An 18578-nucleotide genomic window follows, 5' to 3' on the forward strand; every position below is an offset into this window, starting at 1 on the left:
GCTGACACAGCATGTTTAAAGTGTATGATTTCGAGGTTTTCCCTAACGATTGGATGTGTGTCATCTTAAATCTGGCCAACAATAGAATCATACGCATACACAATGATAAAGAGCGCCTACAAAGCGCTCTTTCTTCAAAAGATATTCTTGTTGGCTTCAATAATTATCATTATGATGACATCATTTTATGGGCTATTTTAACCAATCAGGATCCATATGAAATTAGCAAACAAATTATAGGTGGCACATTTAAACGAAAAGTAAATTGCGGCTTTCTTACATTAGACGTAAAGCAAGAATTAATAAATAAATCTCTTTCTTTAAAAGAGGCCATGGCCAATTTAGGCATGAATATCATTGAAACACCAGTGGATTTTGATCAAGAAAAATTAACACCTGATGAAATAAAAACGATTCTTGATTACTGTGAAAACGATGTAAAAGCAACTGGTGCGGCCTTTCAAAAACGTGAAGATTATTTTGCTTCAAAGTTTGAAATTATTGAGACGTTCAAATTACATCCAAGTGATGTAAAAAAGACACGTGCAAATCTAGCTTCTACAGTATTAAAGGCTTTTAAAATGAAGGACCACAAACGTGATCGATTGAAACTTAGCTATGACAAGCGACTCAAAATTAATGAATTGCCAAAATCAGTTGTCGATTTTTATAACAATATCCACGTTTCTTATTTAGAAGGCGGATCCGTTACTGATTTAGAAAAACGACAATTTGAATATAAGCTTGCTGGATTAATACACACGTATGGTTTTGGTGGATTGCATGCAGCTAAAGAAAATTATTTAGGCGAAGGGTATTTTCTTCACATCGATGCAAAATCTTATTTTCCAACATTAAAGATTAACAATGGATTTATTAGTAGAGCAGCTAAGATGCCTGAACGATACGAAAAAATATACCAGGATCGATTAAGGTACCAAGCTGCAGGTGAATCAAAAGAGGAAATTTATAAAATTTTGCTCAATGCTGCAGTAGGTGCTTGTAAGTCAGAATTTAATGCACTGTTTGATCCGCAACAATTTAACAACATCGTAGTAAATGGCCAACTTATTCTTACACATCTAATTGTGTTATTGGAGCCATTTATAGAGCTTATACAATCAAATACAGATGGCTTAATTGTTAAGTATGAGGACAAATCATTCCGTCCTTTTATCGATGAAGTCATTGAGCGATTCAGTAAACATTATGAAATACATTTTAAAATAAATGAAATTAATAAAATTGCTCAGCGTGATGCCAATAATTATTGTGTCCGATATTCTGATGGGAAAATCGTGGCAAAAGGAATTATGAAAAACTTCGAAGGTGGGACCTGGGAGCGTAATAGTTTATCAATTATCGATACAGCCCTGGTCAATTACTACATGCATGATATACCCATTCAAAAAACAGTTATTAATATGTTCAAGAAGGATTTAACAGCATTTCAGTTAGTGGCCAAGCAAGGGAAGTTTGAGGGTATGACATGTGAAGCGTTTGAGGATGGCAAAATGCAAATGATAGAGCTCCAAAAGGTAAATCGTATTTTTGCAACAACCGATCCAAAACGTGGTGGTGTTTATAAAGTACGTGATGAAAAATATCAAAAAGTTTCTAATAGTCCAGAGCAAGCTATTGTGTGGAATGGTGAGTTAAAAGATTTTGAAAAAAGGAAAATTGACTTGAATTGGTATGTCAAAATGATTCAAAACCAATTATTTGTGTAGAAATGTCTTGGCTATACTCAGGATACAATTATTATTATTTATTTATCATCTTTTACTGAATTTCTATCAGCTCTTTCATGTAGCCAATCCATTGTATCTTTATGATTTTCTTCGCTTTGCTTAGCGATCATATCAAAAAGACCACAACCACTTAGTAATACTATACTTGATAAAATTAGCAAAAATTTTAATGTTCTCTTCATGAATACCACCTCCTTGTCATTCAATATCGGAGATAAATTTAGGAAATTTAGCAATTTGAATGAAGATGAGTGAAAAGAGCCATGTGTAATAAGGGAAGTTGATAGAGAATTGATGGACAGTTGGCACTAAAAAATCAAAAAAATACTAGGAGGCTAATATTATGAAAACAGCTACACCAACTAATGAAACGAATAAAGACATTCAAATTAATGTACTTTTTAAAAAAATGCAAAAGGATGATAAAAAGGAAGTTTTAATGTTTCATATTTTAACCGATGAAACAAAACATGCTGCTGATCTTTTAAGATTAACAGGTAAAATGACCATTTTAACAATTTCTGATGGTGAGGGACCATATGAGCCCATTCAAGCTGAATTTGTGAACTTGCAGCGTGACAATAAAAAGACTGTGCTTAAATTTAATGTGGCAACAGAGGATGTAGACCGAGTGAACGCTATTTATCCAGCTGCAGGTACAAATATTTCATTACTAATACAACCTCAACAAATGAGTATTGATGATCTAGAGGAAAAATAACTGATACAAAATAATGTATCAGTTAGAGTTTTAAATCATTATTATTTGTTACTAGATTGTTGTAGATCGGAAATTACCTTTTCTGAAAGTTGATAATATTCAAGTGCATTTTCTGTTGTGATGTTTGTTTCCGATGGTGGAAGATGGACAGCTTCATTTCTAAGATGTCTTAATTCATTTATCGATTTTGCTAAATCTTTATCTAATATACCTTGTTTTCTTAAGAGGTCAATTTTTTCAATAGGATTGTATCTTCTTGATGATCGATTGCCTGGAATATCTAGATTATCAATGATGTTGTTTAGCTCAATTTCTATTTTACTAAAACCCATGATGATTAAAGCTGATGGATATGTTTTAGCAATGTTGTGTATTGCAGGATCTTCCTGTACAAAAGATAACGTTTCATTATTTTCGTTATTACTTACATCTAAATTCTCAGCAACCCGATCTAAAGCTTCACCAAAGTCGATTTCAATCTCGTTATATTTCACCCGTGTGATTGTAGATAGTAATTTATTTAATGGTCTCTTTAATATCCATATAGATACTATTAAAGAAACTGGCCAAGCTAAGGAATTTACTAAAGATGAAATTAGTTCATTTGTATTCATATTTCCTCCAATTAAATAATTTAGGTAAATAATACCATAAAAATAATCTTATATAAAGAGTTGATTGAAAGGAGGTGCTACGGTTTGAAGTCTACTATAAAACCATTGCGCTATATCGAGCTAGAAGAAAAGAAGCCTAAACACTCATTCGACATATTTTCTACGGATCACAAAAATTATAAAGATGCAGGTGTCATTTTAACAAAAGATATAGTGGTGGTGGACTTTGATACTCGCTCAGATGCGGCCGAATACATCTATTCTGTTTATCCAGCCTTGCGTGTAGAGACGAGTCGAGGTTTTCACCTTTGGTATAAGCGTCCAAAGGCTGAGGGAATGACCACACCTATTAAAAACTACACAGATAAAACAACAGTAGCTGGATTAAAGGTCGATTATAAAACGGGTACTCGCTCACAGGCTACGATTAAGCAAAATGGCAAACTTCGGCCGATGGAAAATGCTCATTATCTTGAAGATGTGAGTACGTTACCAGAGCTTCCTTTGCTCTTGTATCCTTCTAAATTAAAACATAATTTACTAGGCATTAAAGAAGGGCAAGGGCGCAATAGCGCAATATACAGTCATTTGCTCACAACGTTAGAGCAATATGGCACCGATATGATCGATAATGAAACGCTGCAGGTACTAGCAACTTTTATCAATACAAAAGTATTTGCTGAGTCAATGGATGATGACGAGCTTAATAACACAATTAAGTCAGTTTTAGATAAGAAGCCGGCACCTAGTTCACAGCAATGGCTTAATCCAAAAGATATGGTTATGACCAGCGAAGTTTTGGCAAAACGTCTGGATCTTCATTATTACAACAATCAAATTTACTTTAAGCAGCTGGACCGTTACATTACCGATTCTAATAAGCTACTAAGAGAAATAGACAAGCATATAAAATTGAAGCCAGCCCAACATAAGCAGTTGATGGAACTATTTAAAATCAAATCGAATGTAATAGAGGACAATGATTTTGTTATCCAGCTGCCTAATGGTGTGATTATCGATGACGGTGAACCAATAATAATCGATGCTGGCTTCACACCGTATTTTTTAGATGTTCAATACGATGAAGATGCCTATGATGAGCATGTGGATCAATTCTTAGATTTCTTTACCTGTAATCGAAAAGATTTAAGGATTGTGATTGAAGAAATGTTTGGCCATATTTTAATGACTAAAGGTTTTCCGCATAAAGTTTTCTTTTATAAGTCTGAGAAAGGGAACAACGGTAAATCCACACTATTAAAAATGCTGACCGCATTCACAAATGGACTTGAAACGAACGTGCCATTAGATAAATTCGATGACGACACAGCCGTATATGGAATGTCAGGTAAATTAATGAACATCGCTGATGATATTGACGCGTCATACCTCGACAAGTCAGCCAACTTTAAAACGTTGGCATCTGGAGATCCAGTTATGTTGCGTCCAATCTATTCAGTCCCTATCACCATACGCTCAAAGGCGACACTCATTTTTACTTGTAACAAGATGCCACAATTTAAAGATAAGTCAGGTGGTATTGGTAGGCGCTTAGTAGTCATTCCTTGTGATGCAGAAGTTAAAGTGATCGATGAAAATTTAGACGAAAAGCTTTCGAGTGATGCAGCTAAGTCTTACATACTAAAATTAGCACTCGAAGGCATTAAAAGAATACGCAAAAACGGTAATAAGCTTTCTGAATCAGCCACGATTGAACAACAAACGATTGAATATTTCATTCAATCTGATAGTGCTCTTTCATTTTTGTATCAATATAGTGATGAGATTGATGGAAAGAGAACCAGGGACGTTTACGCAATGTATGTAGCTTATTGTGAAGATGAAGGGCATAAACCGGCTGGAAATACCGAATTCGGTCGTAGGATGAAGAAGGAAGGCTGGGAATCAAAAGTGGTAAAAGCTATGGGGAATTCCGTACGTGTCTATATAAAAGTTACGGATGAAGTAACAGGATAAGAAGAAGTATCAGTAACCGGTTATAAACCTTTATATATCAATGGTTTATCCCTATATTTCAATGAATGACGGTTACAAGTTAAAAAATACATCTGTAACCGTCACAAACCCTTATTATATATATATTTATATTAATATTATTTCTTTAGTTACAAATAAATAATAGATATAAGTATATAAAAAATAAATAAAAAGAAAAAAAGAAAGAAATAAAAAAATATATAAAGGAAATGCGCTTAAAAATCTGTATATTTGTAACCAATCTGCTCAAACCGTTGATATATCAACATTAAGAAGGTTACATACAGCATGAAACTTGTTGTAACACAATTTGTAACCAATTTATAAGGTAGGTGCTGTACATGTACGAATGGTTGAAAGACTATCGAAAGCTTGAGGAACAAATAACTTACCTTGAATACAATCTTAGTAAAACCAAACGTGAGTTAAGACGTTGGGAAAATCCATATGACCTAGGTAAGTACAAGCTAGAAGCTGAATCACTCGGCGCGAATGTAGAAGAAAAGATAGAAGCAATCGAATATGAATTAGCTCATAAATTAAATGATCTTCATGATTTGAAAAAACTTATTAGCACATTTGAAGGGCTTGAATATAAAATACTTTATCGTAAGCATGTGGAGGGTAAGACGCTTGAAACAATTGCCAGTGAATTAAATTACAGTACAAACTATATTAAGATGAAACACGCTAATATTATGCGTATGATGCAATACGCTGAAAAAGTATCATCTAAGTAATGTATTAAAATAGTACCTTACTATGTAGTGGCTGAAACTATTGAAAAATCGTTATATGATGGTAGTGTAATAGTTTTCGGAGAGACTATTTCTAGGTTTGCCATTAAAGGTTACTCCATGTAGAGACTACTAAATTGGTAGTCTCTTTTTATAATGACAATCCATTCCATTTATCCTATGATATAGGTAGATGGGTGGTGATTAGTTATGATGCCTTTTAGCAAAAATCTTAAATGTGAGTATTGTTCTAATGAGTTTCTTGTAGTAGGAAGTGATGACCCAACTGTCTCAATGTCTACAAGTGCTGATGGTGCAGTTGCTGAAAATGTAATAGTTGGTTCCTTTATGTCTACGGAAGGACCAAAGCAAGATATTCGATTCGATGCAATATGTCCAGAATGTAAAAACAAAAATAGTTCACATGTATCAAGGTAATAATACTTATAAAAGTCACATCTAACAAGGTGTGGCTTTTTCACTTAAAAAATGAAATGGGATAAAAATATATAATCACAAAAAGTCACATTTTTTTAGGTTTTATAATCGTTATTATCTTTTTAATTGGAGGTCCTGTGATAATTAACTCGTTGATGCTGAAGCATCAATATACTGTTGAAGTTAGAGGGACTGAAGATGTATGGATATCATCACTTTCTACATATTTCGGAGCAATAATAGGCGGAGTTATCTCTGGTTTGTTAACTTTATTAGGGGTTAAGTTAACGTTAGAAAAATCAACTGATCAAGTAAATGAAACGTTAAAAGAACAACAGAGAATAAGAGATGAAGAATTAAAAAATAATGCAATAAAAGAGCAGTTGTTTAAACTGTATCATCCATTAAATTCAATGATTGCTATGTTTATATTTAAATATGGCGCACATGATTTCAATACATTAAAATATGACGAGCGTAAAGATTTAATTGAATTTATTACAAATAACGAAATTTATGCAGACAAGGAACTTTATATTAAAATACTTGAAATTAGATGGGCGTTTAAAGAAGGTGAATATAATAAGGCAAACGATTTTTATCACGAAATAAGTGATATATTAACAGACTCAATAACAATAATGAAAGAACAATTAAAGTTACCTAACCAAGAACTATAATTAGTCACTCTATTAATGAGTGGCTTTTTATTATGCCCTGAAGTCCAATTAATGTATCGAATGGACTTTGCCAGTAGGACTTTGAATTGTGTCAAATGGGTACACAATTTAATCTTGGGTCCTCCTGAGCCTTTATAATCCGTGCGGGGCTCGCGAGCCCCAAAAGTCAGCTATTTTTTCTCTAAATTTTTTACTTTCGCTTTCGCTTGCGAGGGTGGAAAGTTACAAGTTTGAAAAAAATCCTTCATCTAATGAATTGAAAAGTGAAGCAAAAATACAAGTGTTGAAGCGAAAGTGAGGTGTGAGAAATGTCAAAATCTAAAGCGAAAGTGGATGACCTAGCTAATTTGGAGATTGGAACAAGTGAATTTGCAAAATTGGTTGGAAAAACACCGCAATGGATCCGTCAATTAACACGTGATGGCGTTCTCACACAATGCGGTCGTGGAAAATACAATATGGCCGAAAATATTCTTGCATATATTGAACATGTTTCAGGTGGAAAAGAGGAAATTGGAAAGCCACGATATGTAGATGCCAAAACAGAACATGAAATTTTAAAGAAGGAAAAAACGGAGCTTCAGCTTCAGCAGCTACGGGGACAGTTACATTCAACAGAAGATGTACGGCTAGTTATGGGTGACATGGTTTTAAGCGCTAAATCGAAGTTATTGACGTTACCTGCACGAATAGCTGGAAACTTAGAAGGTGAGTCCACTAAAACGATTGAACAAACATTAAGGGCCGAAATAGAAGATGCTTTGACCGTTTTAGTGGATTATTCGCCGCAGATGTTTGTGAAAGAAAGTAGCGAATAAAATTGATTGCAAAAAAGACAATTAATTTATTTAAAGATTTAGCGCAATTGTGGTCACCAAGACCTAATTTAACAGTTTCTGAGTGGGCTGATAATTATCGTATTTTAACATCAGATACATCCGCTGAACCAGGACCGTGGCGAACAAACCGAGCACCATATATGCGTGAAATTATGGATTGCATTACAGATTCAAATACTGAGGAAGTAGCTGTTATGGCATCAGCTCAGGTTGGTAAAACCGAATTTATGTTAAATATGGTTGGCTATCATATCGATTATGATCCGTGCCCAATAATGTTCATGTTACCAAATAAAAAATTGATTCGTTATTTTTCTACAACAAGGCTTTCAACAATGATTGAAGCAAGTGAGGCTTTACGAGAAAAAGTGGCTCAAAATGCTGGCAATACGATCGATGAGAAGTCTTTCTTAGGCGGATCAATTGCGATTGTTGGTGCAAATGCTGCAACTTCTTTATCAAGTAGACCAATTCGAATTTTACTATGTGATGAAGTGGACCGTTATCCAGTGTCAGCTGGTAAGGAAGGGGATCCAATAAATTTAGCAAAGATGCGTACAACAACTTTCCCTTCGAACAAAAAACTTGTCTATGTGTCAACGCCTCTAGATAAAGGTACATCTCGTATAGAGCAACTATATGAAGATAGCACAAAGGAACAGTGGTCAATGTCTTGTCCATCTTGCGATGCTTACCAGCCAATCAAATGGGCGCAAATAAAATTTGAGTATCGTAAAACTGAGGATAACGAATTTATTGTAGACGAAGTGAATCATGCATGTAGTGAATGCGGCTGCCTCCATAGTGAACGTGAATGGAAACGTGCTGAAGGTAAATGGGTTGCGCAAAAGAAGCACTCTCATCGACGCGGCTTTCATTTGAATCAATTTTCGAGTCCGTGGGTCACATGGGAAAAAATTGTGCGAGATTTTTTGGAAGCGAAACGGGATGGCCAAGAAAAATTAAAAACATGGGTAAATACTGTTTTAGGAGATCCGTGGGAAGAAAGCGGCTCAAAAGTTGATGAAGAAATATTATTTGAACGTCGTGAAAAATATGACGCAGATGTTCCAGATGGCGTAAAAGTTTTAACCGCAGCTGTCGATGTGCAAGATGATCGCTTTGAAATTGAAGTAGTTGGTTGGGGCGCTGGTCGGGAATCATGGGGGATTGAATACCATGTTTTATATGGAGATTTAAAAGAAGAAGAGACCTGGCAACGACTTGATTTATGGTTGCAAAAGCGATGGAGTAAGGCTAATGGTAAGCAGTTTGGAATTGCTTGCAGTTGTATCGATAGTGGTGGTCACTTCACACATGAAGTATACAAATTCTGCAAAGCTCGTGAAGCACGAAGGATATACGCAATAAAAGGGATGAACGAAGCGAAAGGTGCATATGTGCCTTTGTTGGCAGGTACATCGCGACCAAAGCCGTTAAAACCATTACTTGTACGTCTTGGTACTAATGACGGTAAGGCACGTGTTATGTCGAGTTTGAAAGTGGAAGAGCCTGGACCGAACTATTGTCATTTCCCACGAGGCCAGGGGGGATATGAATTGAATTATTTCCTTGGTTTGACAGCTGAAAAGTTAGAGACAAGACATGAAAAAGGGATACCTTATCAAACTTGGGTAAAAATTCGCACTAGAAATGAGCCGTTTGATTTGCGTGTTTACAATACAGCAGCACTTGAAATTATAAATCCTAATTTCAATTATGAATATGCCATATCGTTAGGGATCAGTAAAAAGAAACGTGTGAGGAAGAGAAGGTGATAAATAATGGTTGTTACATTGGAAAGAGCAAAGTTACATTTAGAAGCGTGGCTTGATGCTGAATTGGCCGTCTCACAAGGTCAAGCTTACACAATAGGTTCTAGGTCATTAACGAGGGCAAATATAGCAGAAATACGTAAGCAGATTGGTTTCTGGGAAAAGAAAGTAGATGAGCTTGAAATTGTAGAAAAAGGCGGCCGTGTACGTCGTGCCAAAAGATTTATTCCCCGTGATCTATAAAGTGAGGTGAAATTACTTTGAAAGCAAATATGATGGATAAAGTTATTAGTTATTTTTCACCCAAGGCAGGAGCGCAAAGAGTGGTTCATCGAGCGCAATTGGCAGCTGTTGAATCAATGGGAAAAACTATTTCAAATAGTGGTTATGCGAATCACGGTGCTAGTTCAGAGAAAAAGAGTTTGAAAGGTTGGTTAACACAGGCTGGATCAGCTTTAGAAGATATTGAACGTAATATACCAAAGCTTCGTGAACGATCGCGAGATTTACATATGGGGGCACCTTTAGCTACTGGTGCATTGCGAACATTAGTGACGAATGTAGTTGGTCCTGGTCTCCGTTTAAACTCTCAAGTCGATCGTGAAGTGTTAAAGATGTCTCCAGAACAAGCTGCTGAATGGGAGAAAAAAGTTGAACGCGAATTTGAGTTATGGTCTGAATCGAAAAACTGTGATGTAACGCGTATGTGTGATTTTTACCAGCTACAACAATTGGCTTTTTTATCAATGTTGATGTCTGGAGACGTTTTTGCAACAATGCCATACCATAAGAGAACTGGCACACCCTATCAATTAACGGTGCAGTTGTTAGAAGCTGATCGTATTTGTACACCAGGGATTGAATCATATATTGATAATAAGATTATCAACGGTGTAGAGATTGATAAAAAAGGCGAGGTTATTGCGTATCATGTAGCTGAAAAGCATCCTGGATCAGCATTATCTGCCTACAATAATAAATGGGTGCGTATTGAGAAATTTGGTAAAACAACAGGTCGCACAAATATTATTCATTTATTACGTATGGAGCGGCCAGAGCAAAGACGAGGGGTGCCGATTTTATCACCAGTCATTGAAAGTCTCAAACAACTATCAAGATATAGTGATGCTGAACTAATGGCAGCTGTCATTAGTGGTATGTATACAATTTTCATCACGAAAGATAATATCACTCAAAATATGGATGGTTTTGGTGGACTTGCATATGAGGAAGAAATTGATAGTGAGAATGATTCAACGATTGAAGTAGGTAATGGTGCTGTTAACTTTTTAGAGGAAGGCGAGAAGGTGCACGAAAGTAATCCAGGGCGACCTAATACTGCGTTTGATGGTTTTGTAACATCGATTTGTCGTCAAATTGGAGTTGCGCTAGAAATCCCATATGAAGTGCTAATGAAACATTTCACTAGCTCGTATTCAGCAAGCCGAGGAGCATTATTAGAAGCGTGGAAAATGTTTAGAAATCATCGAAGTTTTATGACATCAAATTTTTGTCAGCCGATTTATGAGGAATTTTTAACTGAAGCAATTGCTACCGGACGCATTTATGCGCCCGGTTTTTTCAATGATCCACTGATTAAAAAAGCATATTGTGGAGCTGAATGGAATGGACCATCTCAAGGACAACTCGATCCAGTAAAAGAAGCGAACGGTGCAGTTATTCGTGTAGATAATGGATTCAGCACCCGTACTCGTGAAGCAGCTGAATTAACAGGGACTGATTACTATCAAAACCACGAAAAGTTAGTACGAGAAGAGAAATTACGTCGTGAAGCAGGCTTTGGCCAATATAAAGATACCTATAGGAATCGTTCAGACAATGACAAAGACGACGAGGACGATTCTGATGACAAATAAAGGAGGTGAGATAAGATGCCAACACTTAAAGAAATTGAAAATATTTTTATGTACCATTCACCAAAAGCAGATCAACCAAAACGTTATGATGCCATTCGTACAAAAGCCAAGGAACTTGCTCTTTTAATTAATGAAGTATGTCCAGAAAGCCGTGAAAAGGCACTGGCGCTTACAAATTTGCAACAAACAACCATGTGGGCAAATGCTTCAATTGCTATTAATGAAGGATGTGAAGAACATGAAAATTGAAGTGAAAGGTCCAATTATTAGCGACTCTGATCAATGGATATACGATTGGTTTGAAATTCCTGCAACAAGTCCATCAAAAGTCAATATGGTTATTGAACAAGCAATTAGAAGTAATGTGAACGAGTTAATTGTAGAAATCAATAGTGGCGGAGGTTCAGTGTTTGCAGGAGCTGAAATTTGGACAGCTTTAAAATCATTTGCTGGAACAATTAAAGTGCGTATTGTAGGTTTAGCTGCATCTGCTGCATCAGTAATTGCTATGGCTGGCACCAAAATTGAAATGTCTCCTGTTGCCCAAATTATGATTCACAATGCGAACACACGTGCATCAGGTGATTATCGTGCAATGTATGATGCAGGTGAATTATTAGAAAGCGTAAATAAATCACTGATGTCTACTTATATCATGCGCACTAAATTACCAGAGGCTGAGTTGAAAATGATGATGGACAAAGAGACATGGATGAATGCCCAGCAAGCAAAAGAGCTAGGCTTTATAGATAACATTATGTTTGAACAAGAAATCGATGCTGTTGCAGATGCTAATAGTAGCATGCTAGTGAATGGTGCTTTACCTCAGGCTGTAATTGATAAGATGCGCCAAGAGCTAGCAAACGACCCGATCCGCAATGTTGTAAATACTAGTACGGTAGAACCGTCAATTGATAATCAAGGAGGTACACCAATGACTTTAGAGGAATTACAGAACAAACATCCAGAACTTTTCAACCAGGTAAAACAAACTGGTTATGACGAAGGCGTAAAAGCAGAAAATGAGCGTATCAAAGCAATCGAGGAAATTGCGCCCGTTGGTAATGATGCTCTCGTGCAAGCTGCTAAGTTTGACAAGCCAGTAACAGCTGAGCAATTAGCGGTTCAAATTGTAAAAAATCAAAAAGAAGCAGGGGCAGCGTTTTATACGAATGCTCAGCAAGATGCAGAAGAGTTGCAAAATATTAGTGGTGAGCAAGCTCCTGAAAATCAAGCTACAAGCGAACAAAAGTTTTCAGCAGGCTTAATGAATGTGTGGGGAGGTAATAAGCAATGAACAAACTAGTAAATGATGTATACGAGCGAAACTTCGATCATTTAATTGCAGATGCTTCATTTCCGATTAACAAGGCGATTGTGTCATTAGTAGCGGGGCAAGGCGTGTTAGTGCGTGGCTCAGTTGTTGGTAAAAATGAAGCTGGAAACGCTGTTCTGTATGGCGGTGACGCTGTAGTGAAACCAGAATTTATTTTAACAGATGATGTGGATACTGGAGATCAGGCAGGAGATACAATTAACGCTACAGTGTATCTGTCAGGTGCTTTTAACCGTGATGCGCTTGTGTTAGCTGGAGAGGGAAAAGTTGATTCAATTGAATCAGAACTAAAAACATACGGAATTTACTTAAAAATCGTGCTTTAAGGAGGCAATTATTCATGAAATATCCAGGAACAGTAGAGGTACTACCAGCAATTGAAATGATGCCAAAAGTGCCATCGTTTTTGCGAGATACATTCTTTCCACGAACTAAGGACCGCACTTTTGTAACAAATAAGGTTGAACTTGATTATAAAAAGGGAAAACGCCGTATGGCACCATTTGTTGCACCACGTATTGGCGGTGTGACGATTGGCCGTGAAGGTTTTACTACAAAATCGGTTGATACTCCACGTATTGCGCCACAACGAGCAATGGCAATTGATGACATTTCACATCGTAGTATGGGTGAAAATATTTATTCAACAAAAACGCCAGAACAGCGACAAGTAGAAATGACTGCTAAAGATTTAGAGGAATTGGGGCAATATATTGACCGACGTGAAGAATGGATGGTCGCGGAGCTTTTATTTGGTGGAAAAGTAATTGTGCAAGGTTATTCTGATAATAATTATGAGAAAAAAATAGAAATGGAAATAGATTATGGTTTTGATCAATTTAAAGTGTTATCAGGTACAAGCTTGTGGACTGCAGCTGAGTCAGATCCATACAAAGATTTAAAAGCATGGCGACTAGAAGTACTGAAAAACAGTGGTATTGCACCAAATATCGTTGTTTTAGGTCGTAGCGCTTATGAGGCATTTTTAAAAAGCAAAGACATTCGCGATATTTTTGATAAATTGAATATGTCATTTGGTGTTATTCAGCCAACATTGAAAAATGATTCGATTACGTTTATTGGTAGATTACCAGAAATAGGCGTTGAGATTTATACGTATGATGATTGGTATTTGGATGATGAGGGGAATGAAAAATCATTCGTTCCAGCTAATAAGGTATTAATCGGTCATTCAGGTCAAGGTGGATTCTTGTATGGTGCTGTAACACAAATGGAGCAGGGTGGTAAATTTGTAACATACGAAGCTGCACGTGTACCTAAGTTTTGGGGGAATATGGACAATGATGTGGCAATGGTTCGTTTAACTTCACGTCCAGTACCTCAGCCTGAAAATGTAAATTCATGGCTTGTAGCGACTGTAGTCTAAATATGAGGAGATGAAGCAAATGTTAGGTTATATTGCAAAAACAAATATTAAGCACGATGGTATTAGCTATAAAAAGGATGATTTTATTAGTAATGAGGTCTTAGATGAGCAGTCGGAGAAAAGACTGCTCTTTTTAAATGTCATTCAGAAATCGTATAAAGAAGTGGGCGTTGTGAGCAATAATGAAAATTCTTCTACTCAAAAAGTCAGTGAGGAGAATGAAGAATCTGTTGAGGAAATATTAGATTTAAACTTTGAACCAGAAGAATTAAAAGCTGGAGCTAAAGAGTTAGGTCTTGAATTTGCAGGTAACATCTCGAAGAAAAAAATAATTGCTCTTATTATTGAGAATGATAAATCTACGTATTTCTTAGATCAATTAGAAGACTAAGGGAGTGGAGCATATGAACTTTAAGGACACATTAGAAAAAGATCTTTTTAATGTTTTTTTTAATGCAAATGAATTGGCTGATAAACATGTGTTAGAAGATCAAGAATTGGATCTTGTAGTTGAAAGCAACCTTGGTGGTGTAAAGGGATACGGAAGAGATCAATTAAGCGCTACTCAAGAAGTGTTTTCAAATTTTAAAACAATCCTTGTCAAAAGCAGTGATTTTTATATTCCTAAGATCGGAAGTTCGTTAGTTCTAGATGGTGAGGAATATTATGTTGAAGAGGCTGAAGAAGAAATGGGTGTTATACGAATAGTAATTAGTGCTTATGAAAGCTAGGTGTCTATATGATTGAACTAAAAATGCATCATGTAGAAAAGTTAGAAGAATTGTTTGCAAAAACACCAAAAGAGGCACGGACATTAATGGCTCGCGCTATCAATAGATCGGCTGATACTGCTAGAGCAGCGGCTAGTCAAGAAATTAGAGCAAAGTATATCATTCGAGCTTCTGATGTAAAAAATGCTATCAAAATAAATAAAGCCACAGTTAGTAAACTAGCAGCACAAGTGCGTACTAGCGGACCAGTAATTCCCTTGATGAAGTTTGATGTAACGCCTACGCAGCGAAAAGATGTAGTAGTTCGTGCTCGTGTGAAAAAGGGTGGTAGCAAAAAAATAATCAAAAGAGGGTTTGTTGCTGAAATGGGCAATTCACATACCAATGTGTTTACTCGAGTAGGTAATAGTCGATTGCCTATAAAGGGTGCATATGGCCCTTCTATCGCTCAAATGATGGGTGATGATGCGATAATCAGAAACATTGCAACGCGTGCACAGGATACATTAGATAAGCGTATGGAACATGAAATGCAACGATTACTATATGGAGGGTAAATAATTGGATTCTTTAAACATGACTGATGAATTGGTTGCTTTTTTGACGGATGCATTAGGAGAAATGCGACTCCAAACAAAAGATGAAAATGTGCTAAAGGCACCAACTGTATATGACGGCTATTTACCACCAAAGAAAAATGCTAGACGTGGTGAAGAGGACACCGAACAGGACGATTACCCATTTGTAATTGTCCGTTTTTTATATGAAAAAGATGATTTAAAAGGAAAAAATGTAATGAATTTTAGACTGTTAATTGGTACTTACAGCAAAGATGAGCGTCAAGGATGGCGTGATACTCTTCATGTGATGAATCGTATGAAGTTTGCCTTAAAAGAAGTGGGTTTTGTGGGTCCAGGTGAATTAACAGGGGAAATAGAAGCAGCGTTATTTGAAGAACAAATGAAACCACTTTGGCGCGGGGTTATGGAAGTAAACTTTGCGACGCCAGAAGTTAAATGGAATAGGAGTGAAGCAGGAGATGCCTTCAACTATTAAAGATCAACAAGCATCAGCAAAACAAGTTGGCCAAGTAATTACAGAAAGCGTTAAGCACGAAATTCTGTTATATGTCGGGCCACCAATTAAAGGATTACAACGATTCAGCTCTTTCATAGGTGGTTATCCAGAACATTTTAAAGAGCACCTGGAAAAATCACCTGCATTTAAAGAAATGTTTATTGTTCCAGAACGACTTTCAGAGTTCCAAAAATGTTTATTAGATGCTAATTCAGTGGAATCGATGTTATACAAGAAAACTCAAGATTATTTTAGCGAGGTGAAATAAAAATGGCACGTCACGGTTCGAGAGTAAGAGAAGTACCTACGTCATTATCAGCACCTGTGGTAGCTACAGCAACACTTCCTGTTGTGTTTGGTACAGCACCTATCCACCTTGCTGAAACATCAGAAAATGTAAATATTCCTGTTTTGGCTTATTCATTTCCTGAATTCGCAAAAGCACTAGGATATTCAGATGACTGGGAAAACTACACACTATGTGAGATGGCTGATTTAGCATTTAGACAATTTAGTGTAGGGCCAGTTGTCTTTGTAAATGTTTTAGATCCTTCTAAGCATAAAGCGAACAAAGAAGAATCAATTACAGTAGTTAATAAAAAAGGTGTTATTGAATCTAAAGGTATATTATTAGATTCTTTAGTGGTTAGTAATAACACTAATGAATTGGAGCTTGATAAAGATTACATTGCTTCATTTGATGAAGATGGCCAAGTAATTATTGCTTTCTTAAAAGATAGTGTTACATCTGTAAATGTTAAATTTGATCACTTAACTCCAGAAATAATTACAAACAACCATATTATTGGTGGCTATGATATTACTACTGGCAAGAGTACGGGATTAGAGTTATTAAACACAGTATTCCCGAAACTTAGTATGGTACCTGGACTTGTATTAGCTCCTAAATTTTCAAAAGATCCAACGGTGGCAGCTGTTATGAAAGCGAAGGCTTCTTCAGTAAATACTTATTTCAAGGCACAATCTTTAGATGATATAAATACACTTGAAGCTAATACCTATACAAAGGTTAATGAATGGAAAAATCAAAACAACTACACAGGTGAAAACGAAGTTGTATGTTGGCCAAAAGCAGGATTGGGGAACAAAGTCTACCACATGTCCTCTGAAATCGCTTGTCGCATTATGAAAACTTCTTATGATAATGGAGATTTCCCTCATGAATCGCCATCCAATAAATCGTTACCAATAACAAAATTGCTTGTTGAAACAGAGGATGGCCATGAAGAAATTGATTTATCACCAGATCAAGCAGAGCTATTAAATGACCAAGGTATTACAACAGCTATTAACTTTATTGGAGGATGGCGTGCTTGGGGTAACTATACTGGGGCATTTCCAGCAAATACAGATGTCAAAGACATTTTTACACCTGTTCGCATCACTCACAACTGGCTAGGAAATACAATTATTTTGACAACTTGGAGCATGGTAGATAGTCCAAATAATCCACGTTTAATTAATCGTGTCTTAGATACGATGGGGATGTGGTTAAATGGTTTACAAGGTCAAGGCGTGCTTATCGGAGGGCGAGTTGAATTTAGGGAAGAAGATAACCCAGTAACGGATTTAATTAGTGGGAAAATACGTTTCCGTTACTTGGTGGCAGAACCAACACCAGGCCAAGATATTGATAATATCTTAGAATTTGATGTGAATTATTATAATACGCTATTTATTACTGACTAGGAGGTATAGAGATGTTTCCAGAAAAGATTAATGATTTTAGGGTTTTTGCAAATGATAAACCAGATCTTTTAGGTATAACAGATGCAGAGTTTCCTGAATTAAAGTACATGGCTGAGACCGTTAATGGAGCTGGGATTTTAGGTGAGTACGAGGCGCCAAACTATGGACATTTAGAATCTATGAAGCTAAAACTTAATTGGCGTGTTATCACGAATGAGCTAGTAGATTTCTATAAACCAGATAGTATTAAAATAGACTTACGGATGGCTAATCAAATCTATGATATCAAAAATCGCAAGCGAGAAATTACACCTTCTCGAGTACTTATTCATGGATCGGTATTAGGGAATCCGATGGGTAAAGTTGCAAAGGGCTCACCATATGAGGCTTCAACAGAAGTAGAGGTTTACTATATAAAGCTTGAGTACGATGGTAAAGTGATGCTGGAATATGATCGTCATAACTATATTTATAAGGTTGATGGCATTGATTACAGTGCAAAAATCCGAGAAGCACTAGGAATTTAATTTAAAAGGAGCCGATGAAACATGGAAGAAAAACTGGTTAAAAAAAATGAAGAAACAGTAGTTGTAGAAAATCCAAATATTAAAGTGGTTACACTTGTGAGTCCTATCGAAAAAGATGATGGGACTTTTTTAAATGAAATTAAATTGGATTACGGCAAATTAACAGGTGCAGATATGATGCAAATTGATGAAGAGATGAAAGTGGAAGGTCATGCTGCAGGTTTTGATTCAATTTACAATCAAGAAGTTTTATTAAGATTAGCATCTAAGGCATCAGGAATCTTAATAGATGATTTAATTCGATTGGGATTAATTGATTTTGCAGAAGTTACATTCTCAGCACGAAATTTTTTCTTCCAATCCTAGGGCCAGAAGGTGGG

Annotated in this window: 24 protein-coding genes; 22 read left to right on the forward strand and 2 right to left on the reverse strand. The window is 36.2% G+C overall.

Annotated features, from left to right (window positions below):
* The first annotated feature begins 11 nt into the window (after positions 1–11).
* Positions 12–1730 (forward strand): DNA polymerase B, encoded by a 1719-nt coding sequence (locus tag MHB65_RS06965; protein WP_342442878.1) that lies wholly within the window; start codon positions 12–14, stop codon positions 1728–1730.
* A gap of 38 nt (positions 1731–1768) precedes the next feature.
* Here the strand turns inward: MHB65_RS06965 and MHB65_RS06970 are convergent, their stop codons facing one another.
* Positions 1769–1933, reverse strand: coding sequence for a hypothetical protein (locus MHB65_RS06970; RefSeq protein ID WP_333880330.1), 165 nt, complete (start codon positions 1931–1933; stop codon positions 1769–1771).
* Positions 1934–2094: 161 nt separating this feature from the next.
* Here MHB65_RS06970 and MHB65_RS06975 point away from each other — a divergent pair, with 161 nt between their 5' ends.
* Complete coding sequence (locus MHB65_RS06975; RefSeq protein WP_342442879.1) at positions 2095–2472, forward strand: hypothetical protein; 378 nt, start codon at positions 2095–2097, stop codon at positions 2470–2472.
* A 41-nt stretch (positions 2473–2513) separates the two neighbouring features.
* On the opposite strand, the gene MHB65_RS06980 is transcribed toward MHB65_RS06975, so the two are convergent.
* Positions 2514–3086, reverse strand: a complete 573-nt coding sequence (locus MHB65_RS06980) for a DUF4145 domain-containing protein (protein ID WP_342442880.1) — start codon at positions 3084–3086, stop codon at positions 2514–2516.
* Between the two features lie 84 nt (positions 3087–3170).
* On the opposite strand from MHB65_RS06980, the gene MHB65_RS06985 reads away from it, so the two are divergent.
* The 20 genes from MHB65_RS06985 to MHB65_RS07080 all read left to right on the forward strand — a co-directional run bounded on the left by MHB65_RS06985 (position 3171) and on the right by MHB65_RS07080 (position 18564).
* Positions 3171–5063: a phage/plasmid primase, P4 family gene (locus tag MHB65_RS06985; protein WP_342442881.1), complete on the forward strand. Its 1893-nt coding sequence runs from the start codon at positions 3171–3173 to the stop codon at positions 5061–5063.
* 362 nt (positions 5064–5425) lie between these two features.
* Positions 5426–5824, forward strand: coding sequence for a hypothetical protein (locus MHB65_RS06990; protein WP_342442882.1), 399 nt, complete (start codon positions 5426–5428; stop codon positions 5822–5824).
* Positions 5825–6031: 207 nt separating this feature from the next.
* On the forward strand, positions 6032–6259 hold the full coding sequence (locus MHB65_RS06995; protein ID WP_342442883.1) for a hypothetical protein: 228 nt from the start codon (positions 6032–6034) through the stop codon (positions 6257–6259).
* A 137-nt stretch (positions 6260–6396) separates the two neighbouring features.
* A complete protein-coding gene (locus MHB65_RS07000; protein WP_342442884.1) occupies positions 6397–6939 on the forward strand; it encodes a hypothetical protein in 543 nt (180 codons plus the stop codon).
* 308 nt (positions 6940–7247) lie between these two features.
* Entirely contained in the window at positions 7248–7757 is a 510-nt protein-coding gene (locus tag MHB65_RS07005) for a hypothetical protein (protein ID WP_342442885.1), read from the forward strand.
* A gap of 2 nt (positions 7758–7759) precedes the next feature.
* Complete coding sequence (locus MHB65_RS07010; RefSeq protein ID WP_342442886.1) at positions 7760–9556, forward strand: phage terminase large subunit family protein; 1797 nt, start codon at positions 7760–7762, stop codon at positions 9554–9556.
* 6 nt (positions 9557–9562) lie between these two features.
* Complete coding sequence (locus MHB65_RS07015) at positions 9563–9796, forward strand: DUF6148 family protein (protein WP_342442887.1); 234 nt, start codon at positions 9563–9565, stop codon at positions 9794–9796.
* Between the two features lie 17 nt (positions 9797–9813).
* Positions 9814–11430, forward strand: a complete 1617-nt coding sequence (locus MHB65_RS07020; protein WP_342442888.1) for a phage portal protein — start codon at positions 9814–9816, stop codon at positions 11428–11430.
* A gap of 15 nt (positions 11431–11445) precedes the next feature.
* Positions 11446–11679, forward strand: coding sequence for a hypothetical protein (locus MHB65_RS07025; protein ID WP_342442889.1), 234 nt, complete (start codon positions 11446–11448; stop codon positions 11677–11679).
* A complete protein-coding gene (locus tag MHB65_RS07030) occupies positions 11669–12727 on the forward strand; it encodes a head maturation protease, ClpP-related (protein ID WP_342442890.1) in 1059 nt (352 codons plus the stop codon). Before MHB65_RS07025 ends, MHB65_RS07030 begins: the two co-directional genes overlap by 11 nt.
* Positions 12724–13092, forward strand: coding sequence for a hypothetical protein (locus MHB65_RS07035; RefSeq protein WP_342442891.1), 369 nt, complete (start codon positions 12724–12726; stop codon positions 13090–13092). The genes MHB65_RS07030 and MHB65_RS07035 overlap by 4 nt, the downstream gene beginning before the upstream one ends.
* Positions 13093–13106: 14 nt before the next feature.
* Complete coding sequence (locus tag MHB65_RS07040; RefSeq protein WP_342442892.1) at positions 13107–14153, forward strand: major capsid protein; 1047 nt, start codon at positions 13107–13109, stop codon at positions 14151–14153.
* A 19-nt stretch (positions 14154–14172) separates the two neighbouring features.
* The gene (locus tag MHB65_RS07045; protein WP_342442893.1) at positions 14173–14544 is read left to right on the forward strand and encodes a hypothetical protein; all 372 of its coding nucleotides are present in this window, start codon (positions 14173–14175) and stop codon (positions 14542–14544) included.
* Positions 14545–14557: 13 nt separating this feature from the next.
* Positions 14558–14884, forward strand: coding sequence for a hypothetical protein (locus MHB65_RS07050; protein ID WP_342442894.1), 327 nt, complete (start codon positions 14558–14560; stop codon positions 14882–14884).
* Positions 14885–14892: 8 nt separating this feature from the next.
* On the forward strand, positions 14893–15441 hold the full coding sequence (locus tag MHB65_RS07055; RefSeq protein ID WP_342442895.1) for a phage tail protein: 549 nt from the start codon (positions 14893–14895) through the stop codon (positions 15439–15441).
* A 4-nt stretch (positions 15442–15445) separates the two neighbouring features.
* Positions 15446–15940 (forward strand): hypothetical protein, encoded by a 495-nt coding sequence (locus MHB65_RS07060; RefSeq protein ID WP_342442896.1) that lies wholly within the window; start codon positions 15446–15448, stop codon positions 15938–15940.
* Positions 15924–16229, forward strand: a complete 306-nt coding sequence (locus tag MHB65_RS07065; protein ID WP_342442897.1) for a hypothetical protein — start codon at positions 15924–15926, stop codon at positions 16227–16229. The genes MHB65_RS07060 and MHB65_RS07065 overlap by 17 nt, the downstream gene beginning before the upstream one ends.
* 2 nt (positions 16230–16231) lie before the next feature.
* On the forward strand, positions 16232–17671 hold the full coding sequence (locus tag MHB65_RS07070) for a phage tail sheath family protein (RefSeq protein WP_342442898.1): 1440 nt from the start codon (positions 16232–16234) through the stop codon (positions 17669–17671).
* Between the two features lie 11 nt (positions 17672–17682).
* Positions 17683–18198 carry a phage major tail tube protein gene (locus MHB65_RS07075; RefSeq protein ID WP_342442899.1) on the forward strand — a complete coding sequence of 172 codons (516 nt, stop codon included), beginning with the start codon at positions 17683–17685 and terminating at the stop codon, positions 18196–18198.
* A 21-nt stretch (positions 18199–18219) separates the two neighbouring features.
* Complete coding sequence (locus MHB65_RS07080) at positions 18220–18564, forward strand: hypothetical protein (protein ID WP_342442900.1); 345 nt, start codon at positions 18220–18222, stop codon at positions 18562–18564.
* Positions 18565–18578 lie beyond the last annotated feature (14 nt).

Origin of the sequence: Lysinibacillus sp. FSL K6-0075 (genome assembly GCF_038592945.1) — a bacterium.
Lineage (GTDB): Bacteria > Bacillota > Bacilli > Bacillales_A > Planococcaceae > Lysinibacillus > Lysinibacillus fusiformis_F.